Source organism: Candidatus Margulisiibacteriota bacterium (assembly GCA_041658645.1).
Lineage (GTDB): Bacteria > Margulisbacteria > WOR-1 > O2-12-FULL-45-9 > XYB2-FULL-48-7 > JBAZZV01.
Genome location: JBAZZV010000001.1, coordinates 317,564 through 340,729, shown reverse-complemented (window position 1 = coordinate 340,729; position 23,166 = coordinate 317,564). Strand labels below are relative to the sequence as shown.

The window sequence follows — 23,166 nt, the reverse complement described above, 5'->3', positions numbered from 1 at the left end:
GACAACCCCCGATCCATGGTGTTATAATAACCCCATCGTGAACAGTTCAGAAGTCGCCCAAAAAGGGAAACTCGCCAAAGCCGCCTCACGCCAACTGGCCATCACTCCGACCAAGGTTAAAAACTACGCTCTCGAGCGAATGGCCGAAGCGCTGGAGAAGAACGCCGCCGCCATCCTCGCCGCGAACTCGATCGACCTCGAAGCCGGAGAAAAGAAAGAGCTCTCGAGATCCCTCCTCGACCGCCTCTCGCTTGACGGCCAACGGATCCAAGGAATGATCGAGGGGCTGAACGCGGTCAAAGCGCTCCCCGACCCGATCGGCGAAATAATATCGGAATGGGCCCGGCCGAACGGCCTCAAGATCAGAAAGGTCCGCGTCCCCTTAGGCGTTATCGGCATTATTTATGAAGCGCGGCCGAACGTGACAGTCGATTCAGCGGCCCTGTGCTTGAAAGCCGGGAACGCTGTGATCCTGCGCGGCGGATCGGACGCCATCCGCTCGAACGTCGAGATCACCCGGGTCATCGTGGAGGCGGCGAGCGCCGCCGGCTTGCCGGAAGGTTGTCTCCAATTAATTGCCGACACTTCGCGTGCCAGCGCCCAGGAGCTGATGCGCGCCCGGGAATTTGTTGACGTCCTGATCCCGCGCGGCGGCCAGGGGTTGATCCGGACGGTCATCAAAGAATCGAGCATCCCGGTGATCGAGACCGGCGAAGGGAACTGCCACGCCTATGTAGAGAAGAGCGCCGATCTGAAGATGGCGACGGAGATAGTCGCCAACGCCAAGTGCGGCCGGCCTTCGGTCTGTAACGCCATTGAGACCGTGCTGATCGACCAAGAAATAGCGGCGGCATTTATACCGCCATTATTTAAAAAGCTGCGGCAGGCCGGTGTTGAATTGCGCGGCGACGCCGCGGTCAGAAAGATCGACGCGACAGTTAAATTGGCGGCCGAAGAAGATTGGTCGACCGAGTTCCTCTCGCTCATTCTGGCCGTTAAGGTCGTGGCCGGGACCGCTGACGCGATCGCCCACATCAACAAATACGGGACGAAACATTCGGAGACGATCGTGACTAAAGATAAAAAAGCGGCCGCGAAGTTCCAGTCTGAAGTTGACGCGGCGGCGGTCTACGTCAACGCCTCGACCCGCTTCACCGACGGCTTTGAGTTCGGCTTTGGCGCCGAGATCGGCATCTCCACCCAAAAGCTCCACGCCCGCGGGCCAATGGGATTAGCCGAGCTGACGTCTTATAAATATCTGGTCGACGGCAACGGCCAAGTCCGCGTATGAAACGGATCGGGATAATGGGCGGGACGTTTAATCCGATCCACAAGGGGCATTTAGCTTTGGCTAAAGCGGCCCAAAAAGAGTTCGCCCTCGATGAGATCATCTTCATCCCCTCCGGTAACCCGCCGCATAAAGCGGCCGCCGGTGTCATCGACAAAGAGCTCCGGCTGGAGATGGTCAAACTGGCGATCTGGGGAAAGAGGAAATATTCGGTCTCCCGGATCGAGCTCGATCGCCCCGGCTTTTCTTACGCCGTCGACACCTTCCGCGCGTTAAAGAAGAAGTACGGCTCCCGGGCGAAGTTATTTTTCATCATGGGGCTCGATTCGATCAACGAGCTCCTCGACTGGAAAAAACCGCTCGAGCTCTTTAAGCTGTGCAGTTTTATCGTCTTCCCCCGGCAGAAAGAAGATATTTCGTCGTCGCAGATCAGGACCAAGATCCGGGCCGGGCGACCAGTCGGCAGGGTCGTCCCGAAAAGAGTCGAAGCGTTCATTAAACAAAAGGGGCTATACAAATGAACTTCAAACCTCCAACCTCAAACATCCAAACAAACGGCAATCTCCAAATAATAAATACCAAAATAATTGGATTTTGTCTTTTATTTATTGCTATTTGTTTTGAAGTTGGAAGTTTGAGGTTGGAGGTTACCCCATGAACACCCTGCCTGATGTTAAGAAGGTCGTTTTGCCGAACGGCCTCCGGATCCTGACCGAAGAGATACCGACGATGCGCTCGGTCGCCATGGGGATCATGGTCGGCACCGGTTCGGGGAACGAGACCCACGGGGAAGCCGGCATCTCCCACTACATCGAGCACATGATGTTCAAGGGGACCAAAAAACGGTCGGCCTTCCAGATCGCCCACGCCCTCGACGCCGTCGGCGGCAAGATGAACGCCTACACCAGCAAAGAAGTGACCGTCTATTACGCCGTCGTCCTCGACCGCCACATCGACACCCAGATCGACGTCCTCTCCGACATGGTCTTGAACTCCCTCTTCGACCCCAAAGAAATGGAGACCGAAAAAGGGGTCATCCTCGAAGAGATCAAGATGTACGAGGATTCGCCCGACGAGCTGATCCACGACCTCTTCACCGAACAGATACTCCACGGCCACCCGCTCGGCCAGCCGACGATCGGCCTGGCGGAAACGGTCCGGGCGATCAAGCGGGACGACATCATTAAATATCTGGAACGCCGCTATTCGCCGCGCAACATGATCATTTCGCTGGCCGGAGATATCCCGAAAGACCTGATCGAACGCCTGACCCCGTATTTCGGGGAGGCCAAAGGGGAAGACATCCCCCAGACCCAACCCCAGCCGGTGGTCAAAGGGAGCCTGGCGTTGAAATATAAAAAGACCGAACAGACCCATCTCTGCCTCGGCACGCTCGGTCCCTCGCAGGTCGATGACGACCGTTACGCCTTTGCCATTTTGGAGAACATCCTCGGCGGGAGCATGAGCTCGCGCCTCTTCCAGGAGGTCCGGGAGAAACGGGGCCTCGCCTACGCCATCTATTCCACCTCCTCACCCTTCCGCGATCTCGGGCTGGCCTACGCCTACGCCGGCACCAGCAAAGAGAATATGGTCCAGGTGATCGACCTGATCATCGAGCAACTCGTCAATATCAAGCGGGAAGGCCTGACGGCCGGGGAAATCGAGCGGGGGAAAGAATTCTTGAAAGGGACGACGGTCCTTGGCCTGGAATCGACCGCTTCCCGGATGAGCTACATCGCCCGGAGCGAATTTTATCACGGCCGGAGCGTTTCGATCGACGAGATGTTCGAGAAAGTAGACCGGGTAACGAATGACGATATCGTCCGCCTGGCCAATAAGTATTTCCGGAGCGAGGACCTTACCCTGACCGTCATCGGCGACCTGGAAGAACTCCCGGTCAAAGAACTGCGCTGTTAAGGCTACTTCTCCGTCAACGACCCCTAACCCCTCTTCTCCCCTTCCCCCTTAATAAGGGGGAAGGGGATGGGGGATAGGGGTAAAGACACTAAGGGCACTAAGTTCACTAAGTGCTATAATATACCCATGGAACTGATCGTTAAGCTTAAAAGGCTCCCGCACGGCCAAGATCTACCTCAACCGGCCTATATGAGCCCGCACGCCGCCGGAATGGACCTCTATGCCGCCGTCAGCGGCCAGATAGTTATTCCGCCAGGCGGGTGGCAACTGGTCCCGACCGGCCTGGCGCTCGCCCTGCCAGAGGGCTACGAAGCCCAGGTCAGGCCGCGATCCGGTTTGGCCTTGAAGCAAGGCGTGTCGGTACTCAACACACCCGGTACAGTTGATGCCGACTATCGCGGCGAGGTCGGCGTAATTTTAATGAATCACAGTAAAGCAGAGCTGACAATCAAGCGCGGCGACCGGATCGCCCAGATGATCATCAATAAAATTGAACGGATCGAATTCGAGGAAGTGGCCGAGCTGCCGGAGACCGAGCGCGGCGCCGGCGGTTTCGGTTCAACAGGAGGTAAGTCATGATCAAAGTCATCGTCAATGGAGCTAAAGGAAAAATGGGGCTGGAGACGGTCAAGGCAGTTAAGGCCGAGGCTGACTTCGAGTTGGTGGCCGAATTAGACCTGGGCGATGACCTGGCCAAGACGATCAAAGAAAAAAAAGCTTCGGTCGTGGTCGACTTTACCCGCCCGCAAGTGGTCATGGAAAATATCCGGGCGATCCTCGCCGCCGGAGCGCACGGGGTCATCGGCACGACCGGCCTGACCGACGCCAATCTCCACGAGATCAAAATGCTCTGCGAAAAGTATAAAGTTAATTGCCTGGTCGCCCCGAACTTCGCCATCGGCGCGGTCTTGATGATGCGCTTCGCCAAAGAAGCGGTTAAATATATGCCAAAAGCCGAGATCATCGAGTACCATCATGAAAGCAAAGTCGACAAACCGTCCGGTACCGCCATCAAGACCGGACACCTCATGGGGAAAGAGGTCCCGATCCACTCGGTCCGCCTCCCCGGCCTCGTCGCCCACCAGGAAGTTATCTTCGGGGGGCTGGGGCAGACGCTCACTATCCGCCACGATTCCATCTCCCGCGACTCGTTCATGCCGGGGGTCGTCATGGCGATCCGCCAGATCAAAGACCTTCAGGGATTGGTCTACGGGCTTGAAAATCTGCTCTAAACTCACCCGATTATTACAGCCCTCACCCGCTAACGTTGAGGACTCTCACCCTCTCCCAGAGGGAGAGGGTACTGCGCTTAGCTGCTTTGCGAAACACCTTCTCCCCCTGGGAGAAGGTGCTAAAGCTTTGCTAGTCGGATGAGGGCTGTAATAACCTACAGTGGTGAGGGCTGATGTCTAGCACCTATTATAAAGTTGCCGCCGAGAACCGGAAAGCCCGCTTCGATTACACCATAATCGATGTCTATAAAGCCGGCCTGGTGCTGACCGGCAACGAGGTCAAGTCGATCCGCCGGGGGAACCTGAACCTCGCGGACAGTTTCGGCCGGGTCGAGCACAACGAGATCTGGCTCTACAATGTCCACGTCTCCCCTTACTCCTCCGCCGATCAGCGGCAGATCGATCCGCTCCGTCCCCGTAAGGTCTTGTTAGAAAAGTCAGTTTTGGTGAAATTGGTCGGTAAAGTGGCCGAAAAAGGATTGACACTCGTACCTCTTAAGGTATACTTTGATGGTAATTGGGCCAAGGTCGATCTGGCCTTAGCCAAAGCCAAAAAGAAGTACGAAAAACGTGATACCCTTAGACGTCGAACAGCTGAAAGAGAAATTGAGGAAGCTTTTAAAGGAAAAGGGCATGACCGAAAGAACAAATAAAACATACACCGCGGGTGACCTTTACAGCGAGGCGGCCAAACTGGTGCGCGGCGAAATGGCCGGGCTGAAGCAGAGGCCGCTCACCGAGGTTGAAGAGCAAAAATCTAAAGATCTCGCCAGGCTCATCTCCAAGCTGGTCTTGAAAGAGATGAAAATATCATGAGTATAAAAGGGCCGGGCGAGCGGCCGTTCATCCCGCAGATCACCCCCAAGGAGATCAAGCCGGAAAAGGGACCGGAAGAGAAGCTCACCCCCCAGCCGGCGGTCAAGGCGCCGGTCCAGCCGGGGATCGGCCGCGGACCGGAACTCGATGCCCACTCGATCGCTACCCGGATAGCCCTCCTCGCCACCGAAGCGAAAGAAAAAGAGCTGAAGTTCGAGGATATCATCGACCGGGTCATCGCCGAGACCGGGATGACCAACCCGCAGGGAGCCATGGAAGAGGCCAACCGCAAGGCCCAGAAAGCAATCGAGGATGAGATCATCGCCATCAAAGAGAACAAGGAATTGATGGAAGAGGCCGAGTCGTGGCAGGAGTTCGCCAAACTTTTAACCAACATGTCCGGGGAACAAATTGAAGGGTTCTTGGGGCTGATCAAGGAAACTATAAAAAGTTTCTAAAAACTTCAAACATCCAACTTCAAACTTCAAAACAAATGGCAAATACTAATTGATAAACACCAAATGTTTTGGTAATTGTTATTTATTCATTGCCTTTTGTTTGGATGTTTGAGGTTTGAAGTTGGAAGTTACTCATTCCGACGCCCCGTCGGAATGAGTTTGGGGCTGTAAGGGTTTTGACGGGGAGTTGTGGCCGCGCGAATTGCGAGCCGAGGGTGCTATAAGCCTCGTTAAACACGGTAGCCAACGTCACAAATGCAGACGTAAAACAAGCTTTGCAAGGCGTCAATTGGCTGGTTTCAAGAACAAGTTTCTTGGCCGCTAATGACAACGCTTTTGCACTCGCCTCTTAATTAAATAAGTGGCGCGTCTTCCGGATTTGCCGTTAGGTCCGGGTCAAGACGTTATTATGACGGATACTCGTCCGGCTCCTCCGGTTGGCCGGTCGGGGAAACAATAAAGCGGATAGCTTAGGAAATTCCTCGTTTCGGGTCAAATCTTAAGCGAACTAAATAATTGAAGCTACGCTCGTAGCGATTCTCGCGACTGCCTTTCCGGACGGGGGTTCGACTCCCCCCAGCTCCACCATTTTATTTCTCCCCCTACTCCCTCTCCGGTTGCCCCCGGCAACTTTTTATCCCCCGCTCATTAAACTATCTTTACAAAAAGTGAAATTATTTGTATTTACTGCTGATAACATATCGAACGGATTATATTTTGCCCCTATTACCATCGAGTAAGATTTAGAAAGGAAGATAATATGGTTAAAAGAATTTCCCTTAGGCCTGCGCCCTCGACCTCGTCAGCCCGAGCGCTCGATTTTGTTGATAGCTGGGTCAAGCAACAGCGGGGCCTCAAAAAAAATGACCCGGCCCATCGCGTTGGCATCGACGTCGGAATGGAGAGCGTCCGCGGAATTCATCCAGTCGAAATATTAAAACAACTTCATGGCGAAGAAGCGGCAACTACCCTGGAAGGGATGAGCCAGCTCGATCTTAACGGGGTTGTCCAAATCCTTGCCCGGGAAGATGAAAAACCGATCGGCGGCGCCGGCGGGCTCGGCATCATCGAAGAAACTATCGGTTGGACCGCGGCCAGGCACGGGCATCGGGATAAATACGGGCTCGTCAGTGTCGCCCCCTTACATATTGTAAGAAGAAGGCAATCCTTCGAGGGGAATAGGCAAGTCTCCGCGCAATACCGGGTCTCGCCAGAAAAGGACAGCAATTATCAATTGCTGGGAGAGCTCAGCACCGTTACCCTCAATGACAAAGAAGTCCCCGTCCAAACCTGGCTTTACACCGGTTTCAGGAACGGCGGAGAAGCCGCGCTCTCTTTGCGTCTCAGCGTCCCGGGCGTCACCGATATGCTCTATCCACCGTTTTATTCTCCCGAGAATCTGGCCCAGATGCAGGTTTTGGGCCAGGGGGGATTCCGCCTTTGCCAAAAACTGGGGTTGCTCGGGGTTGACAAGCCGATAGCCGATCTGGTGATCGGGCACGACGGCCATACCGCCTTCTTTAAGTTCAACCTCTTTTTGTATTTTCTCGAAAAATACGGCTCGAAAGAAACGGCTTTGAGAGCCACCAGAATGCTCTGCGCCGCCACTATCCACGCGCCGCAAAATGGCACCGTTCCCAGGACCACCGGCAACATGGTCATCAAACATTATTCAAAAGAACAGGAAGCTCTTTACGGGGCCTTTGGCTCACAGCCATTCAAACCGACGAACGGGATGTTCGCCGAAATTAATTTAAGCGGAGAGGTCGGGGTCGTCTCTCCTATTCATCTGATGGTAACTCAAGCCGAAGAAAAGGCAGCCAGGCGGGCGTTTGCCGGCTCCGCTCTGGCGCTCCTGCCTGAAGGGGTAAACGCCTCTGATCTGACCGAATTCCCGGATACGCTTGACGTCGAAAGTTGGCTGGGGATGGGGACCGCGCTGGTCCTTGATGAATTCGCTCCCGGCTGGCGCAGCAACCCGACCATGCTCGGTTCCAGAGAAATGATCGATGACCTCTGCTGCAATCTCGGTTTCCGGGAACAGTTGGTCCGCGCCTATGATCTACAGGAAGGGCATCTTCTTGGCTTGCTCAACGGGCGTTTTGAGCGGAAATTCGGCGTGGCCATTCCGGAGAACGCCCTAATTTTCGCTTCCCTGCGGCGCGCCACCGCTTATAAGATCGGCCTTATCTCCGCTTTCCTGAACCAGCACGAAACCATCGACCACATCGCGCAGAAACTTGGCCGTCCCGTTTTCTGGCTCTTTGGCGGGTTGGCCCATCAGGATGACACGCCATCGATCGACGCCCTGCAGAACCTGCTTTCTCAAATGGAAAGGATCAATGCCGCCGACCAAATGTTTAAAACCGATTTTCTAGTCGGCTACGGCTATGACCGGGCTCGCTTTATTTTCCCCGGCCTCTCCAGAAGAGGCTGCTGGGTCGGGACGACTAACCCGATCGAAAGCCGCTCCCAAGGCACGGAGGCTTTCGGGCCCAGTTATCTGAAAGCCGCCATGAACGGTGTTCATATCATGGGAACTTATGACGGCGGAGCCGGTTGTTTACGCGCTTATCCGACCGTCTTCAACTACGGCCCGGTCGCTTTTGCCGGCGACGTCAGTTTTCACAATGATATGTGGAACAATGAAAAAATCCGTGAACTGTCGCGTTTCCTGCTGGCCAATGGGTTTGTTGGCGCCTTTGAAAAAGTTGCCTCCCGCTTGGGCGAAGACATGGCGAGGTTTGAAGCCGGCCACGGGGTCCACGCCCCCGGCCTCGGCTCGAGGATCGAGTCAATGCTTAGGGCGATCGCCGGCTATAACGGCCGCGTCCTAATGAATAAATATCTTGAACAGACGGCTAGAAGTTGATCCGGCTCCAGCTCCACCCAAAAATCACTGAAATTTCCCCGGGATCTTGGCGATAAACTTATGGGGAAAGAAAAAAATGCCTACTGGAGAAATAAGGATTCCCGGCGGGGGAACGCACGAACTATACCGCAAAAAGATTTTAAAGGCCATCCAGCAGAAGTTGGGCGGCTATGCCTCGACTGAAACGGTCGCCAGAGAAATCGGACGCATTAACCGATATCCCGGATTAGATAATGAAAAACTAAACCGAACTCCCCAGATCAAACCCTACCGAACCGCCGCTCGAATGGTTCAAAACGAAGGCCGGGTCAAGGCAACAGAATACAAAGTTGCCAATGGGGAAGTCATGCTGGTGCATGCAGTCGGCGGCCTGGCGACGCGGCTGGGCATGGGGCCAAAATATTTGATCACACCGGAGGACTTGATCGAGAAAGAAGCCAGCGCCCACGGCAACTTCAAGGCCCTGCTTCGGCTATCACTCGGGGAAAGACATTTGCTGGCCCAGATGTTTGCCCTCTATCAGCTTGCAGTCAAACTAAAAATGAATCCTCTCACGGTTTTTGACAATCAGGTTGCGGCTGTCATCCCAAACGTTCATGACGAAGCGGATATTATTGAATCATTCAAGAAATTTAGCAATTTCGGCCTCGGCAAAGTCATCCTTTCTTCTTCTCATTTCTACCCCGGCATCGTCATTAATGATGGGAAGGCCGCCGAAAATCCGGATATTTTAGACCTCCATAATCACGGCGTGGTTTTAACCCAGTTAACCATGGAAAAAGAACTTTATGAACTTAACGCGAACGGGAAGAAGTCGCCCTTAAGTTCGCAGGCCTATCGTGAAGTGCTCGGCCGCCTGGCCGACCAGGTTGTCTGCAATATCGAAGATCTGGACTACCTCTCCACCCCTTTCGATTACTCCGGGATCGCCATCGCGCTTTCTGCCGCCGAAGAAGGCTATCAGATGATGATGGAGCTTGTGCGCCAGCGGCCCGATGATCCTCAACCGGGAGGCGTGGCAGTCACCGATCCCAATATTTCAAATTTGCTAAAGCCTCTCAATGGTAGAGACGTAGTGATCGAGAGTTTACAGCTTAATCTTCCAAAAAATTTCGGTGAAGTTATGAGCACATTCGCCTGGCTGAATCGCAGTGCCAACAATTTTATGAACCCGCTGGTCGCTCATGAAATGGTCAGAGATTACGGCTTGCCCTTCATCCCGGGAGTAAAAAAAGCGGCTGACGGCTCCCCCTATCTGGTGAATAATACACCTTTTGGTGACGCCAACAAATATTTACCTACATTTTATATTGGCCGGGAAGAGCCTATCTCCAACCTCAAAAAACCGGAACACATCATGGATGCCCTGCGGACCTTCAACCATCAAGATTCCTGGGAATTCAGGCAGTTTATCGCCCGTTACTTCGAAGCAACCGGTGTTGTTCTCCCGGACATGTCATTTGGCGCCGTTAGCAATCTGGCCCCCGGAACACCCATAACAATTGATGCCGTTATCCTCGGTCATCCCTGGTTCATGAGCCGAAACGAACGCCGGATCAAACAGGGCGATAAAACCGCGGCCAGAAACAAAGAAACCCTGGCGGCTCTGGGCAAAGTTTTTGTCACCGACGGCTCGCTGGTCTATCACGCCGAAGTAAAAGGCGACGCAGTTTATGTCGAACCTGTAAAAGAAACCAAGGCCGGAACCGCTCTCGAATATATCTCGAGGGCGGAAAACGGGCCGGTCATCGCGACCGATTTCAAAAAATCGGTCTTTCTGGAAGGCCGGGTCTGGACAAATTTTCGGCATGAAGGCGGTTTTCACTGCGTGCAGATCGCCAATCGCCTCAACGGCGAGCAGAAAGGCGAAATTCTCCTCTTAGTCGGACATTATGATGAAGAAGCGCCGTATGATAAAGCGGAACTGCTTAAACCAAAATTCGATCGGGCCCTTCAGCAAGTTTGCAATCTGGCCGAAGAGACCGGGGCCGAAGCACCCGAAGCCCAATTGGTGCTGGAGGAATTCAAAAAATTATCCTGGTCCTTTTTGTTTGAACACAGCGCTTCCCTGATCGCCGAGCGGATCATGGCCTCTATTAATTTTAATAAAGTCCCGGCCTAACGACCAAGGATGAATTTTCTTCTTCTTTTTCCGCCACAGTGAATCCTACGAATTTTTCAATAAAAGTGAAATTTCCCAAAATAGCCCACGAAAAGAGAGACAGGAGGAAACCATATGACTAAAGCCTGCGCCGCCCGCCCGCCAATGTTAGTCGGCCTGCTCGGTGGAGAAGCCACCCGGTGTCGTCCCGTGACCGCCGGCCGGCAAGACATAACACCCGAAAGCCAAAAGAAACCTGGCATAAGACTTGGAGGACAGACCTATAGCGGAAACCCAATCCCAAAACAACTTTTCCCCCTCGCGGGAACGGCACTCTGTTATCCCCTCTTTAGCCGGGTAATTACCGATTGCGGTGTTAGCGAAATCGCGCTGGCCGTTAAATATCGGGTCGGTGATATAAGACGATACTTCGACTCCAAAATAAATGGGATAAAATATTGGGACCACCAAAATATATCGGGAGAAAACCTGAACACCGCCGGTTGCGTTGTCAAAGGCTGGCAGGAAAGCTGCAAACCCCGCAACGACGCGCCTGACACTTTCCTCATCTTGTCCGGCGACATCCGGTCAGGCGCCAATGTCGCTCGTATGCTGGAACTTCACCGGGAACAGAATGCTCTCGTATCAATCGTTCTGGCTCCGGTTCCCTGGAACAAACTGGATCGGTTCGGCGTTTGTTTCAAGCAAGGCGCTTCTTTTAATGAAACGAAAGTCGGCAAACATGTGTTAAAGCGACAGGACCCCAATTCCGGCGGAAAATACGCCCCGATCACGCTTTTTGTGGAAAAAGCCCAACAAGAAAGTCTTCTTCCGTATCAAAGCAATCTGAATAACGCCTCAATCTATATTGTTTCCGCTAGATTGTTGAGCTTGATCGAAGACGATGTCGAAGTAGCAAAAAATATGAACCAATTGGATCCCGAACTTTTTAAAGGGAAAACCATTGCGACTGAAATGAAGAAATATAATCCCTACGGCCTGCACATCCCCAATCTTGAAGATGAGAATATCCCCTTCGATAAAAAACGCGGTAACTATGTAAATGATTATACTGATCCTTCCGGCAAACACTGGCGGCTGGGTGTTTTCTCAACCAGACTTCTAAAAGAGATAAAAGGAAAAGAGATAGGAGAAAAAGCCCGGCGCGCCGACGAGGCCAATGTAAAATTCCAGGACTGGGGCGGGCATATTTTCCCGGAAGTCGCCCAGCATCATCCGGAAATTTATAAAAGGACGGAGAAAACCGACCCGGCCGGCTTCTTTGGTTATGTGAGCAATCAGCTCTGGGCGGACGACGGCACCCGCCGGGCACTACTTGATGCCAACGGCGAGTTTTTGAAAGAGGCGGGAGGTTTTGACGGCCACCGCTTTGATTTTTGGCCGAGACCGGCATTTCGCCATGATGCTAACGGGAACAAGATCTGGTATGAAGAAGGTGTCACTGTCGAGGACGATCAATCGATCGTCGGCCCCGCCTATCTTGGCAGAGGAGTCGTTGTGAAAAGAGGGGCCAGAGTTGAAGGGTCCGTGGTTGGCGCCGGCTGGACCCTCCCCACCGGCACCGAAGTAATAGACTCCTGTTTAGCGCCGGACCGAACTTTGTTAGGGCTGGAACCGGAACAAATCGGCCTGCATTACGCGCTCTTAGGCGGCATGCGACTGGGACAGTCCCTGGTCGGCGGCGGGTTTGTCATGCGCGACGGCGCCTTGCACCTGATCGAAGACCACCATGGGAAATATGAGGATCAGGAATTATTTCGAGCGGGCGGCGGAGTTCGGAGCTTTATCGGTAAAATACTGGTTTCAAATGAAGAAGGGACATTCGTCGTACCGCTCGATCCCCCGGGAGAGCCAAAAAATAAGACAGCGATTCCCGAGTCAACCGAAGCAGTGCTGGCTAAATTGAGGGCCTTTTTGCAGGTTGAAGATAGAATTGCCGCGGGCCTCAAAGTCTCGAGCAATATCTTGATCGTTGACGATAATACAATTTTTCTTGATCTTATTAAAAGCGCCCTGGAAGAAGATGGGTGGCGGCAGATTGACACCGCTAAGAACGCAATCGAAGCAACAGAAAAATTAAAAACCCGCCGCTATGATTACGTTATTTTGGATTCGATCCTTTCCGCCAGAAATGGAAGAGACGCAACCGGCGGGATTAAATTGCTGAAATCCTTGATCACGAATCCTGACTCCCCGACAAATTTCGGCACTCCGGCCCTGCTCTGGAGCAGTCAAGCCAGCCTTGAAGCCTCGCGAGGGCTCACCCTCTTCGATGCCCCTCGCCTAGAAGACAGGAACATTCAAGTTAGGAAAAAAGAAGAGCTGCGCGAGACCGCCGCGCTCTCCCGCCTAATAATCGACGGCATCATAAAGAGCAAATAATATGTCAAAGCTATTTATCCCTGGCCAGCACAAACCTTTTAATGTTAGAGGAGGCCAGACAACTCGCAAGCCTGTTCCTGGCTCGCGAATCGCCAAACAATTAACAACAAAAATCATGAGAAATGCCTGGCTACTAATTGTTGATGACGATATATCTTTTCTTAACGCTATTAAAGAAAAATTAAGCCGTGAGGGTTGGAAGCAGATCGATACTGCCTCGGACGAAACTGAAGCAACAGATAAATTAAAAACCCACCGCTATGATTATGTTGTTTTGGATTCAGTCCTTTCCAAAAGAAATAAAGAGGACACAACAGGCGGGATTAAATTGTTGAAATCCTTAATTACGAATCCTGATTCCCCGACAAATTTCGGCACTCCGGCCCTGCTTTGGAGCAGCCAGCAAAGCACCGAGGCCGAACGGGGCTTGACAATTTTTGACGCTGCCAAGCTTAAAGAAGAATCTGTCCAGATCAGGAAGAAAGAAGAGCTGTGCGATGCTGCTGAACTCTCTCATTTGATCATTGACGGCATTTCAAGTAAAAAGACATGAGCTCTTCAAACCCGCCGCTAATGTCTCGCCCTCATCCGGGACGCAATACCCTGAGAGATATTTTGAGCCATTTGCCGATCGGGGCCGCCGCTATCAGACGCGGCGAGGTGTTTTATGCCAATCACGCTTTCCGCGCGATCTTTGGCCCGGCCAGGTTCATGGCCGAAACTCCCCTTGCCCAGGAAGTTGTTGCCTGCCCCACAAATTCCTCCACCTCAGGCACTATCCCCTTCCAAAGGGAAGAAAGAACAATTCACCTCAGCTACCTGATCCAGGGAATTGCCGAAGGCCTGAGTTTTTGCTTCGTCAGGGACACCACGCAGGAAGTCGATGAAATGGACCTCCTAAAAAGACAGATCTCTTTTCTGCTGCACGATCTGAAAAATCCCACGCTCAACCTGGAGTTGCTGGCCGGACAAGTCCAAAGAGGAAATTATGATTTCGGCCGGATATCGGAATATCTTACGGAAATTCATCGGGGCATCAATGACAGCTTAAAAGAAGCGCCGGAGGTACTCGGGCTAAGGACGCGGAGAGAATTTGACGTCGGAGAAATTAATCTCACCACCTTGCTGGAGAAAATCAGAACTTCCTTTGAACTGCGGCTAAATGAGGCCGGCGTTCGTCTGGAAATCGAGGGTACCTGTCCGCCAATTGAAGGGATGGCCGACGCGCTGGAAAGGGTTTTTACCTGCCTCATCGGCAATGCCGTTGACGCCGTCAAAACTGCCGGCCGGGAAGATGGCTTGATTTCCATTGGTCTTGAGGAAAACCCTGAACACATGGGAGTCAACATCTCCGTTAAAGACAACGGCTGCGGCATTCCTGCCAACAAAACCCATCTGGTCGGTCGCTACGGCTACACCTCCAAAGAAGATGGGAAAGGCTTCGGGCTGGCCAGCGCTCTCGACCGAATAGCCCGACATGGAGGCAAGCTCACTTTTGCGTCCCGAGAAGCGGAAGGGACAACCTTTTCCGTCTTTCTGCCGATAAAACAACCAAGATTTTCAGAAAGAGCTCCAAAGCCGGAAAAGATCCAGTTGGCCCGCGACCGGATCAGCGACCTGAAAAACACCGATCCGAAGCTCTATACTAAAATGGAGCCCGCGCTTGTGGAAGAATGCATCAAGGGCATGTCGGACAAACACATTGAGAAAAACACTGAGAAGGAATTGTTTGACGAAATTGTCTGGCAGATATTGCGGCTTTTTGAATTTATCGAAAATGGCGCGCCGCATGTGTCAGTTGCAAATTTCCAGGCCCGCGGCACCGAAATTGTTATCGCCGGCGATCGGGATTCCACCGGTGAGCAGCACTGCACCAAATTGATCAAACACGTTTTGGGAAAAATGGGGCATAAAAGAGCTGAAGTACAGGCAACCCGTAAAATAGAAAAAAATAACGCCGTCTGCGTTGTCTTTGAGATCAAACTGATCAACGGTAAAGTACCTGACGATCAAATAACCAGCCTGGAAAGCACAGTAGCCGCCGGCCTGACACAGCTCCCTTCGGCCGAAGAAACAAAAAGCCAAGCTCTCTTCCTGGACGCGGCCCAGCAAATCCTGCGTGAATTACATCAGCCGGGCAGTGTCTTTAGCTTCATTTTCAAACAGGCGCCGGGCAGAAGGACACCGCAACTGAGCGGTTTCAAAACGCGATTTTACGGCTCCTCGCTGCCGATTGATGAAGATCTGGTCCGGGGATATCTCTTTGAGTATTTAAAACCGATGGGGATCATTGCCGAATTTATCAACCGGTTGGGCCAAAGCCCCGAATTTTTCATCGTCCGGGAGGCAATCGATAATAACTTTCTCCAGGAACTCAATGCCGGCCACATGACTTTGGGGATCAAATACTTTCTCAATATCAATTCCGCCCTGGTCTATGCTTTCCGCGCACCCAGGACACTCGTTATTAACATCTTAGGGACATCTTCCTCGACACTTCCAGAACCGGCAAAAAATGAATTTCAGGCCGCGAATCGGACCTGGAGAAATCTATAACATCGCCGCGGCTGATTTTACGCGATTTTTTATACCAAATTTTCCTACAAGTTTTCTAATAATAGTGAAATTTCCCGGAATAGCCATCGATATAAAGATGGAGAAAAAATAGAAAGGAGAAAACTTTAAATGTCACCTATGAGAAAAGTTTCAGAAAGACCGATGTTGATTGGACTGGTTGGAGGTTTTGGTTCGCGTCTCTATCCGCTGACCGCGCCCCCCGAGACAACCCCAGAACAATTAGGGAAAGTAAAGCTGGGCCCACAAAGTAAGAGCCATAACCCTTTTTTGAAACCACTTACGGTGTTGGGCGGAATCCCACTCATGCATCCCTTATTTAAAAAAGCGATTACCGATTGCAATGTCCAGGATATTGCCATGGCCTTGATGGTTATGCCGAAAGATGTCAGAGATTATTATGGTCCAAATATGAGCCGCCTGCGCAACGGCACCGGCAGCAGCTTTTACTGGCAGCATCAGAGTGACACAGTTAACCTGAATACAGCCGGTTGTGTTGTCAGAGGTTGGCAGGCGGATATTAAAGGGAAGAGACGTTCCGATACTTTCATAATCTTGTCCGCGGATATCCGCTCGAATGCCAATATCGGCAAGATGATGGAAATGCATAAAAGAAAGAATGCTCTTATCACTATCGCCCTGGCTCCCGTCCCCTGGAAAGAAGTAGAAGCGGAACGCTTCGGCGTGGTCTTTCTGGAAGGAACATCCTTTGACGAAAAAGGGAGACAGCTCGCCGGTTCCGCCGGTGAATTCGCCAGGATTGTCCGTTTTCAAGAAAAAGATAAGCACGCTAAAAGCAATTTAAATAATGCATCCATTTACATCGTCAGCGAACGGCTTATGCGCTTGATCGAAGGCGATATCGAAGTAACTGGAAACAGGAACCAGCTTGACCCAAAAGCAAAAGCACGCTACGTTGAGTTGCGGGGAAAAAAGCACCGGGGAAAGGATTTCTCCAAAGAGGAACAAAAGGACTGGGATAGGATAAATCCTTATGAACTGCCGATCCCGGGAATCGATGGCGACGATAAACCCTTTGATCTTCAGAGAGGGAACTACGCGAATGACTGGACCGAAGGGGCCAGACATTTCCGGCTGGGTGTTTTTTCAAAAATTTTAACAGGTAAGGGGCTTCTGCCGGAGGAACAGGCCAACAAGAATTATCAGGATTGGGGGGGACATATCTTCCCCGAAGTCGCTTCCCATCACCCCGAAATCTACGAAAGCAAACGGCTTGGAGAACCAAGCGGCTTTTACGGTTACTTAACCCGCAGTCTCTGGGCAGATGACGGCACAAGAAGCGCTATTCTGCAGGCCAATATGGAGATGCTGGTACAGGAGGGCGGCCTGGTCGAGCGCGGCGCGCAGAAATTTGATTTTTCCTGGTGGCCAAAGCCGGAAAGAATTTCCCATGACTCAAACGGCAGACCTATCTGGCTGGGAGACAATGTAACCATCGAAGAAGGAGCGCAAATCTTTGGTCCGGCGTTTATCGGCAGCGGGGCTGTCATCAAAAGAGGTTCCGTCGTTGCGAATGCCATCGTTGGCGCCAAATGGGTAATTGATGGCGGACGTGTTTTCAGCTCTGTTCTGTGGCCGGACCGCTCCACTTTGGGCCTGGACGTTATAGACCCAAATCTGGAATATACCTTGAGAGGCATAAATCTTGAAAACTCGATGGTTGGCGGCGGCTTTCATCGCAACGGGCCTAGAAATGTGCTCTGTTTCGACACTAACGGCCGTTACGACGTACAGGTCGCTCTCGACAGTCATCGGGGGCTGATCACGCTAAAAAATCGGGTAGTAGTTCCGAATCCCCTCGGCACCATCGTCACCAAATTGGATCTTTCTGCCAAGGAGCCCGACATCAGCGTCCGGACCCCCGAGATAGAACAGCTTTCAACGGAAGCGATCAGGGAAAAAGCTATTTCCGCCATCAAAACCGGCGGTCATATTTTAGTCGTCGACGACGATTCTGATTTCCTGACACTCACTGTGGAAGAGTTAAAAAAGGCCGGCTGGCAAAATATTCACACGGCTGCTTCTCCGGCGGAAGCCGAAGCCACACTAAGCTCGAGAAGATTCGATTTTATTTTGCTGGATTCCATTCTCCGCCCCGAACTGCAGATCAATAATATTGAAGAAACGGATGGAGTGGCTCTCCTGAAAAAACAAAAGCAGGATCCGGGGAAAGCCCCAAATTATCAAACCCCGATCCTGATGTGGAGCAGTTTCGAAAGCATTGTAGCCTTAAAAGGGCTTAACACCTCCGAAGCCCTCAAATTCGGCGGACGCGAAGTTGATTGGAGAGAGAAAGAAGATAAAACAATAAAGGAACTTGGCTTGTCCGAATTTATTCTTCAGACAATCTTGAAAAGCTGATGCCAACTTACAATTCATGAGAGGAGAAAATGGTTGAACCTGCCGGCTTAAAAAAATCTACGCCACCGCCCAAACCGCTGAAAATCCGCGGCCGGGCGGGAGACCATCTTTCCGCCGGAATTGCTTTTTTAAGCTCTCAAGGCAGGGTCAAAAGCAGTAATTCCGCTTTCAGACAGCTTTTCGGCCCAAATCTTTCCCTGTGCCGCAACCAAAAATTTCTTGATATGCTCCAATTATCCGAAGCCGAATTGCTTCAGCTTCTCGCTTCAGCGACCCTAAAAAGAATTACGAAACGATCGTTGATCTCCGATCGCAGCGGGAATCCCGTTAATGTGGAATATAAACTGATTAGGGAACAAAAGGATCATATTTTCTTCGAAATAAGCATTATTTCTCAACCGCCTGAAAAGCTGTCCCTTACGGGCGAACAGCAGAGATTGATACGGGCGGGAGAAGGCGCCCTTCAGCTTACCCATGCTTTAAAAGGGACCAGCAACAGCTTTTCCCGGGCACTCTCGCTTCTGGGCGATCAACCGGACCCGGAAATGTTTGCCAAACTTTTTCCTGTCCTGCAGCGAACCAGCCAGCGATTGTCCACCATCATTAATGATTTACTTAGAATCGGCCGCAGCGGAGAAGTTGAGTTCAAAGAAATCAATCTGCTCCCTTTACTTGAGCAAATCAGAAGTTTTGAGGATATCGATCCAAGGCTCAAAAGGTTCGGTGTCGAACTTGAGATTTCGGGCAGCTGTTCGCCGATTGAAGGTGTGGGGATAGAATTGACGGAAGCGTTCGTCTGTTTGATTGATAATGCCATAGATGCGATCTTGGAAACTCATAGGCCGGACGGTAAAATTTCAATTGAGTTAAAAAACGAAGAGGCAGAAGCGGGAGAAGTAACGGTTGCTGTTCACGACAACGGTGTCGGTATTCTCCCCGAAAAATTGGCGGACATTTTTCGTCTGTTCTTTACCACCAAAAGGGAGGGCTCGGGCTTAGGATTATCCTTTGCGCAAAAGACCGTCGAAGAAACTCACGGCGGCAGGATCGACGTCGTTTCCCAAATCGGCCACGGGACAACTTTTGTCGTTCACCTCAAACAACAGCCGCCCAAAGATCGCTTAACGGGAAGATCTTCAGGGATGGCAGTCAAGATACGCGAAGTTCGTCAGCAGATTACAAAAGAAATCGGGGCTGATCCCGGGCTTGTCACTGAATGCTTGGATTCCATGAGCGATGAACACAAGCTGGAAAGTCCTGTGGAAAAGCTGGTAACGCAAATCGAATGGCAGATCAAACGGCTACAGGAATTTATTATGACCAATCTGCCCCATGTCTCGGTCAATAACTTTGCACGCCGGACCGAAATCGTCCTGGCCACAGAGAGCGTTTCAGCTATTAAGACACGCTGGATAGAATTGATTAATCACGAGCTGGCCAATCTCGGCATCGCGGCCCACTGCAATGTAGCCGCGACCCGAAAAATCAAAATGGGCGCCGCCGTCTGCCGTATCTTTGAGATTAGAAAACACCAATCGGAAAATTTAACTGAAGGGGAGAAAGACGCGCTCGAAGCAGCCCTCAAAGACAAACTCACCCCGCTTCCCACTTATGAGGAAATAAGCGAACAAAGCAAATTTTTTCCATCCGTTTTCAATACTCTGCTTAAACTGGATCATCAGGGGAATAAAGAAGGCAGTCTCGTCAGTTTGATCTTTACGCTTTCGGTAAACAGTAAAACCCCGCGACTGGTCGGAACAAAAGTGAAATTTCACCCATCCGATCCTGATATAGAAGGATTACTTTCAAGAAAATACGGCAAAAAATTACCGCCCGCACCCGAAATACTGGCTGGTTTCATGAGACAATTGAAAGGGCCCGAAGATATTTTCTCGAGAAATGAGCAGGTAACCTCCGAGCTTCTCGACGCTTTAGGTGCCGATCCACATATCAGAAAGCTTATCGGGCTGTACAATATTAATAGCGCTTTGATCTGCGCTTTCCAAACCGTTCAGGAGCATTATGTAATAAATATTCTGGGCTCTATTTTCCCGGGCACGATCCCCGGGGATATTGAAAAAGAATTTCTGGCCGCTAACCTGGCCTGGAAAACTGCTATCCATAAAAAATAGCCAGGTCTTCCGCATAAACCCTGAAATCCATCCATTTTTTTCTCGATAATAAGACATGAAACCGCTCGGCGCGCCACCGTGCACCTTAACCATCCAAAAAGATCATTTCCCGGTCAGGGCCGGCTATGACCTTGAGTCCCGCTTACCTGGGCTGCGTGAGGTTTGCCGACTGTTCCCGCCCGGGATATTGAACCGGCTCTGTTCCGCGCCGATCTCGACTTTTATCTGGCAGATCACCGACCGTTTCCCGAACCGCACGACGGTCCCCTTGTTCGAGGCACTGGAAGCTTATGTCGGGCCGATCGCCGGCGATAAGACTTTTTCCCGTCGGATGGACGCCGTCAGCCATACGCTCTGGCTGCTTCACTCATTGGACCGCCTCGCCGGATGCAAGACACTAGACGATGCCGTTCTTCTGTTCGGTGGTCGCGGCCTTAATGGCCTGGCGGACGCCTGCCCGGCGATCGTCGAGCTCGCAAGACTGTATAATTCGTTGAACAATAACGATAAAAGGCTCCTGGTGATCGCCACCCTGCTCCACGACATCGGCAAGGCGACCGGCAATCGGGAGCGCCATCCTCATGTCGGCCTCGAATTATTCCGACGCAGTCCGGCCCTGAAAGCAGCGGTCGCGGCAACTTTCTCTTCTTGCCAGATAACTAATAAAGAATCTCTCCTCCTGATCGATGCGGCCATCGGCGAACATGATCTGATCGGCGGCCTGGCGATCACCCGGGACCGGAATATTTATGAGTGCGCCGGCGCGATCCGGAACGCCACGGACCGCTCTGATCTTCGCGAAAAGTTGCTAGCCTTTCTCACTTTGGTCAACTTTGCCGATATTGACGCCCAGAGCGAACGCGGAATTTTCAACGGAGAGAAACTGGCTGCCTTCCGTGAAGCTTTCGTCAAGCTGCGGGGCTTTTTGCGGTCGCCGGGAGAAAAAAACGATCACATCTGGTGGGGCAAAGAAAGGTTCCTCGCCTGGACGGGTGGGGACACCCCCGGAGTTTCTCTTAAAGAAAAAGAGGAGTTGCTCGCAAAACTCTGCCCCGATGAGCCGGAGCGGGAACACCTCCTGTCGACCCTGGGAAAAATCAGTTTATTTGACGGCATGTACAATTTCGCCACGACTATCCACCACCCGGCTTCAACGGCTCACTTTCTCCGCTGGATCGCCGGCTTACAACCACAAACAGTGATCGTCGATGTCGCCTTGTTGACCGACCCGGAGATCGCGGCCAGGGTCGCAACCGCCGCCCAAGATGGTTCATTCGAGAAGGTTTTTAATGTCCTGACCGTTGAAACAGCAGGCCAAAAAACGATCAGGCTAAATCGGCTGGCGTATTAAGATCTGATTATCTGCCGCGAAAACGACCTGATCGCTAAGTTCACTCCCCGCTTCGATCTTACCGCCGGCCACAAGGCAATTATCCAGGACAACATTCGCGCCTACCACTACGCCTTGCCCGGCTTCACGGTCTTCGGGGAATAAAATTGAATTGCGTATCTTCGCTCCTTGTTCAACCCGCCCGCCATTCCCGATCACGACCTGCGGACCGATCTCTACCCCTGCCGCCAAACTTACATTGTTGCCGATGACCACCGGCGGTCGGATATTTTCCAGCGTGGAGGCAGAGATATTCACTCCCGCACCCAGCCAAACTCCCGGCCGCACCTCTTCTCCGGGCAGGTCGAGGTTCCCCTGGCCGGCCAGCGCCTCAAAATTGACCTCTCTTAAGTCACGCGGCGTGCCGATGTCCCGCCAAAAAAATTCCGGCGGGGCGATAAACGCCTTGAGCGGGTGGCGGTCCGGCAGCAGTCCCTTCTGGAAAAGATCGCGCGCAAAATCGGCAAAATGACAGTCAAAAGCCCGCGCGTAATGATCGAAGACTTTTGCCTTGAGGCCGAAGATCCCCACATTAGCCAGGTTGCCGATATGCGCCACGTAATCGTCGGCAGACGGTCTTTCAATAAAACCGGAGATCGGAAAAGCGCGCCAGTGCAGCTCGTGCAGCCTTTTACGATAAATCTCGACATATCGCTGACGCGTGCGGGTCAACGCCACCGCCTCTCCCGCGGCTCGATGGCATTCATAAACATAGCGCCCATAGGCCTGGATCAGCACCGGGTCGTTGATCTGCATCGTCCCGAACCTGTCGAACAATTTCTCCCATGGTGTTTCGCGCGCCACGATCACGCCCCAGGCGGGGGAACGCTTCAGCCACGCGTTAAGAAACGGCTTGATGATCTGTTTGTCCCAAACGATATCACCATTAAGGATCAGCAATCTCTCCTGGCGCCGCCCCAGGCTCCCCTGCTGTTCGAACCAGCGGTAAACCGTGTACGCCGAGCCCCAGCTCTCGATCCCCTGCTCGTCCATGTCAAAATAATCGATCGCCAAGCCGAGAGGCGAGGGGTCGCCGATCGCCCGGCGCACAGACTCGGCCTGATGTTTGACGACGACAGTCACCCGATCGATCCCGGCCGAGCGGAGCGCTTCAAGCTGGCGCCGCACTATCGGTATCCCCGCCACCGGCAAAGCCGGTTTGGCAATAATGGTTGACAATCCCCGCATTCTGGTCGCGTAACCAGCCGCGAGAATAACTGCGTGTATATTACCTGAATTGCTCATCTTCCACCCGTTTGATTATCAGCCAAGTTGGCCCTGAATTTCACTTTTTCCCGGCAAATAATCGGTGAAATTTTCCCCACTTTTTGCCGATATATATGTAGAAAGGAAGCGGTTAGCATGTCGGCAGAAATATACAACCAGAGAATTCTAGATAAAAGAATCAACACGCGGTTGCCGAACTTGGTTCCCATCCATAAAATAACCGCGCGAACGGAAGGGATACTGCCTCCCCGCTTCTCTCCAATAAACCCACGACAAATCACTTTTTGCGATCCGGCAAAGATAAGTAGTTTGGCCTCGATCAGCGAACCGCCCAAAGTTTCTGTGATTAAACCTCCCGTTCTAAAAGAGACTGC

At 52.1% G+C, this 23,166-nt stretch carries 18 protein-coding genes and 1 other RNA gene; 17 read left to right on the top strand and 2 right to left on the bottom strand.

All coding sequences use genetic code 11. The features are described 5' to 3' along the window. The first annotated feature begins 34 nt into the window (after positions 1–34). From WC903_01560 to WC903_01480, 17 genes are all read left to right on the top strand, one after another. Positions 35–1,291 (top strand): glutamate-5-semialdehyde dehydrogenase, encoded by a 1,257-nt coding sequence (locus WC903_01560; protein MFA5892644.1) that lies wholly within the window; start codon positions 35–37, stop codon positions 1,289–1,291. Beyond that, positions 1,288–1,809 carry a nicotinate-nucleotide adenylyltransferase gene (gene nadD / locus WC903_01555; GenBank protein ID MFA5892643.1) on the top strand — a complete coding sequence of 174 codons (522 nt, stop codon included), beginning with the start codon at positions 1,288–1,290 and terminating at the stop codon, positions 1,807–1,809. Before WC903_01560 ends, nadD begins: the two co-directional genes overlap by 4 nt. A 133-nt stretch (positions 1,810–1,942) precedes the next feature. Continuing rightward, the gene (locus WC903_01550; GenBank protein ID MFA5892642.1) at positions 1,943–3,205 is read left to right on the top strand and encodes a pitrilysin family protein; all 1,263 of its coding nucleotides are present in this window, start codon (positions 1,943–1,945) and stop codon (positions 3,203–3,205) included. A gap of 126 nt (positions 3,206–3,331) precedes the next feature. Further along, positions 3,332–3,784, top strand: coding sequence for a dUTP diphosphatase (gene dut / locus WC903_01545; protein MFA5892641.1), 453 nt, complete (start codon positions 3,332–3,334; stop codon positions 3,782–3,784). Then, positions 3,781–4,437: a 4-hydroxy-tetrahydrodipicolinate reductase gene (gene dapB, locus WC903_01540; GenBank protein MFA5892640.1), complete on the top strand. Its 657-nt coding sequence runs from the start codon at positions 3,781–3,783 to the stop codon at positions 4,435–4,437. Before dut ends, dapB begins: the two co-directional genes overlap by 4 nt. A gap of 173 nt (positions 4,438–4,610) precedes the next feature. After that, positions 4,611–5,090: an SsrA-binding protein SmpB gene (smpB, locus tag WC903_01535; protein MFA5892639.1), complete on the top strand. Its 480-nt coding sequence runs from the start codon at positions 4,611–4,613 to the stop codon at positions 5,088–5,090. Continuing rightward, positions 5,071–5,253: a hypothetical protein gene (locus WC903_01530; GenBank protein MFA5892638.1), complete on the top strand. Its 183-nt coding sequence runs from the start codon at positions 5,071–5,073 to the stop codon at positions 5,251–5,253. The genes smpB and WC903_01530 overlap by 20 nt, the downstream gene beginning before the upstream one ends. After that, the gene (locus WC903_01525) at positions 5,250–5,711 is read left to right on the top strand and encodes a hypothetical protein (protein ID MFA5892637.1); all 462 of its coding nucleotides are present in this window, start codon (positions 5,250–5,252) and stop codon (positions 5,709–5,711) included. The genes WC903_01530 and WC903_01525 overlap by 4 nt, the downstream gene beginning before the upstream one ends. A gap of 161 nt (positions 5,712–5,872) precedes the next feature. Further along, positions 5,873–6,299: a transfer-messenger RNA gene (gene ssrA / locus WC903_01520) on the top strand. Positions 6,300–6,471: 172 nt separating this feature from the next. Beyond that, positions 6,472–8,583, top strand: coding sequence for a hypothetical protein (locus WC903_01515; protein ID MFA5892636.1), 2,112 nt, complete (start codon positions 6,472–6,474; stop codon positions 8,581–8,583). Positions 8,584–8,659: 76 nt separating this feature from the next. Continuing rightward, entirely contained in the window at positions 8,660–10,705 is a 2,046-nt protein-coding gene (locus tag WC903_01510; protein MFA5892635.1) for a hypothetical protein, read from the top strand. Between the two features lie 114 nt (positions 10,706–10,819). Beyond that, entirely contained in the window at positions 10,820–13,087 is a 2,268-nt protein-coding gene (locus WC903_01505) for a response regulator (GenBank protein ID MFA5892634.1), read from the top strand. Between the two features lies 1 nt (position 13,088). Further along, a complete protein-coding gene (locus WC903_01500) occupies positions 13,089–13,640 on the top strand; it encodes a response regulator (GenBank protein MFA5892633.1) in 552 nt (183 codons plus the stop codon). 62 nt (positions 13,641–13,702) lie between these two features. Continuing rightward, positions 13,703–15,643, top strand: coding sequence for a HAMP domain-containing sensor histidine kinase (locus WC903_01495; GenBank protein ID MFA5892632.1), 1,941 nt, complete (start codon positions 13,703–13,705; stop codon positions 15,641–15,643). Between the two features lie 324 nt (positions 15,644–15,967). Continuing rightward, entirely contained in the window at positions 15,968–18,043 is a 2,076-nt protein-coding gene (locus tag WC903_01490) for a sugar phosphate nucleotidyltransferase (GenBank protein ID MFA5892631.1), read from the top strand. Between the two features lie 29 nt (positions 18,044–18,072). Beyond that, the gene (locus tag WC903_01485; GenBank protein MFA5892630.1) at positions 18,073–20,175 is read left to right on the top strand and encodes a HAMP domain-containing sensor histidine kinase; all 2,103 of its coding nucleotides are present in this window, start codon (positions 18,073–18,075) and stop codon (positions 20,173–20,175) included. A 55-nt stretch (positions 20,176–20,230) separates the two neighbouring features. Beyond that, positions 20,231–21,526 carry an HD domain-containing protein gene (locus WC903_01480; GenBank protein ID MFA5892629.1) on the top strand — a complete coding sequence of 432 codons (1,296 nt, stop codon included), beginning with the start codon at positions 20,231–20,233 and terminating at the stop codon, positions 21,524–21,526. Here the strand turns inward: WC903_01480 and WC903_01475 are convergent. Continuing rightward, complete coding sequence (locus tag WC903_01475) at positions 21,506–22,810, bottom strand: NDP-sugar synthase (GenBank protein MFA5892628.1); 1,305 nt, start codon at positions 22,808–22,810, stop codon at positions 21,506–21,508. The two genes, WC903_01480 and WC903_01475, sit on opposite strands and share 21 nt — an antisense overlap. Beyond that, positions 22,807–23,127, bottom strand: coding sequence for a hypothetical protein (locus tag WC903_01470; GenBank protein ID MFA5892627.1), 321 nt, complete (start codon positions 23,125–23,127; stop codon positions 22,807–22,809). The genes WC903_01475 and WC903_01470 overlap by 4 nt, the downstream gene beginning before the upstream one ends. Positions 23,128–23,166: the final 39 nt, after the last annotated feature.

Bases quoted from the DNA above. Each gene is read 5' to 3' on its own strand.
- nadD (MFA5892643.1), top strand. From the start codon at position 1,288: ATGAAACGGATCGGGATAATGGGCGGGACGTTTAATCCGATCCACAAG.
- WC903_01550 (MFA5892642.1), top strand. From the start codon at position 1,943: ATGAACACCCTGCCTGATGTTAAGAAGGTCGTTTTGCCGAACGGCCTC.
- dut (MFA5892641.1), top strand. From the start codon at position 3,332: ATGGAACTGATCGTTAAGCTTAAAAGGCTCCCGCACGGCCAAGATCTA.
- dapB (MFA5892640.1), top strand. From the start codon at position 3,781: ATGATCAAAGTCATCGTCAATGGAGCTAAAGGAAAAATGGGGCTGGAG.
- smpB (MFA5892639.1), top strand. From the start codon at position 4,611: ATGTCTAGCACCTATTATAAAGTTGCCGCCGAGAACCGGAAAGCCCGC.
- WC903_01530 (MFA5892638.1), top strand. From the start codon at position 5,071: ATGACCGAAAGAACAAATAAAACATACACCGCGGGTGACCTTTACAGC.
- WC903_01525 (MFA5892637.1), top strand. From the start codon at position 5,250: ATGAGTATAAAAGGGCCGGGCGAGCGGCCGTTCATCCCGCAGATCACC.
- WC903_01515 (MFA5892636.1), top strand. From the start codon at position 6,472: ATGGTTAAAAGAATTTCCCTTAGGCCTGCGCCCTCGACCTCGTCAGCC.
- WC903_01510 (MFA5892635.1), top strand. From the start codon at position 8,660: ATGCCTACTGGAGAAATAAGGATTCCCGGCGGGGGAACGCACGAACTA.
- WC903_01505 (MFA5892634.1), top strand. From the start codon at position 10,820: ATGACTAAAGCCTGCGCCGCCCGCCCGCCAATGTTAGTCGGCCTGCTC.
- WC903_01500 (MFA5892633.1), top strand. From the start codon at position 13,089: ATGTCAAAGCTATTTATCCCTGGCCAGCACAAACCTTTTAATGTTAGA.
- WC903_01490 (MFA5892631.1), top strand. From the start codon at position 15,968: ATGCATCCCTTATTTAAAAAAGCGATTACCGATTGCAATGTCCAGGAT.
- WC903_01485 (MFA5892630.1), top strand. From the start codon at position 18,073: ATGGTTGAACCTGCCGGCTTAAAAAAATCTACGCCACCGCCCAAACCG.
- WC903_01480 (MFA5892629.1), top strand. From the start codon at position 20,231: ATGAAACCGCTCGGCGCGCCACCGTGCACCTTAACCATCCAAAAAGAT.
- WC903_01475 (MFA5892628.1), bottom strand. From the start codon at position 22,810: ATGAGCAATTCAGGTAATATACACGCAGTTATTCTCGCGGCTGGTTAC.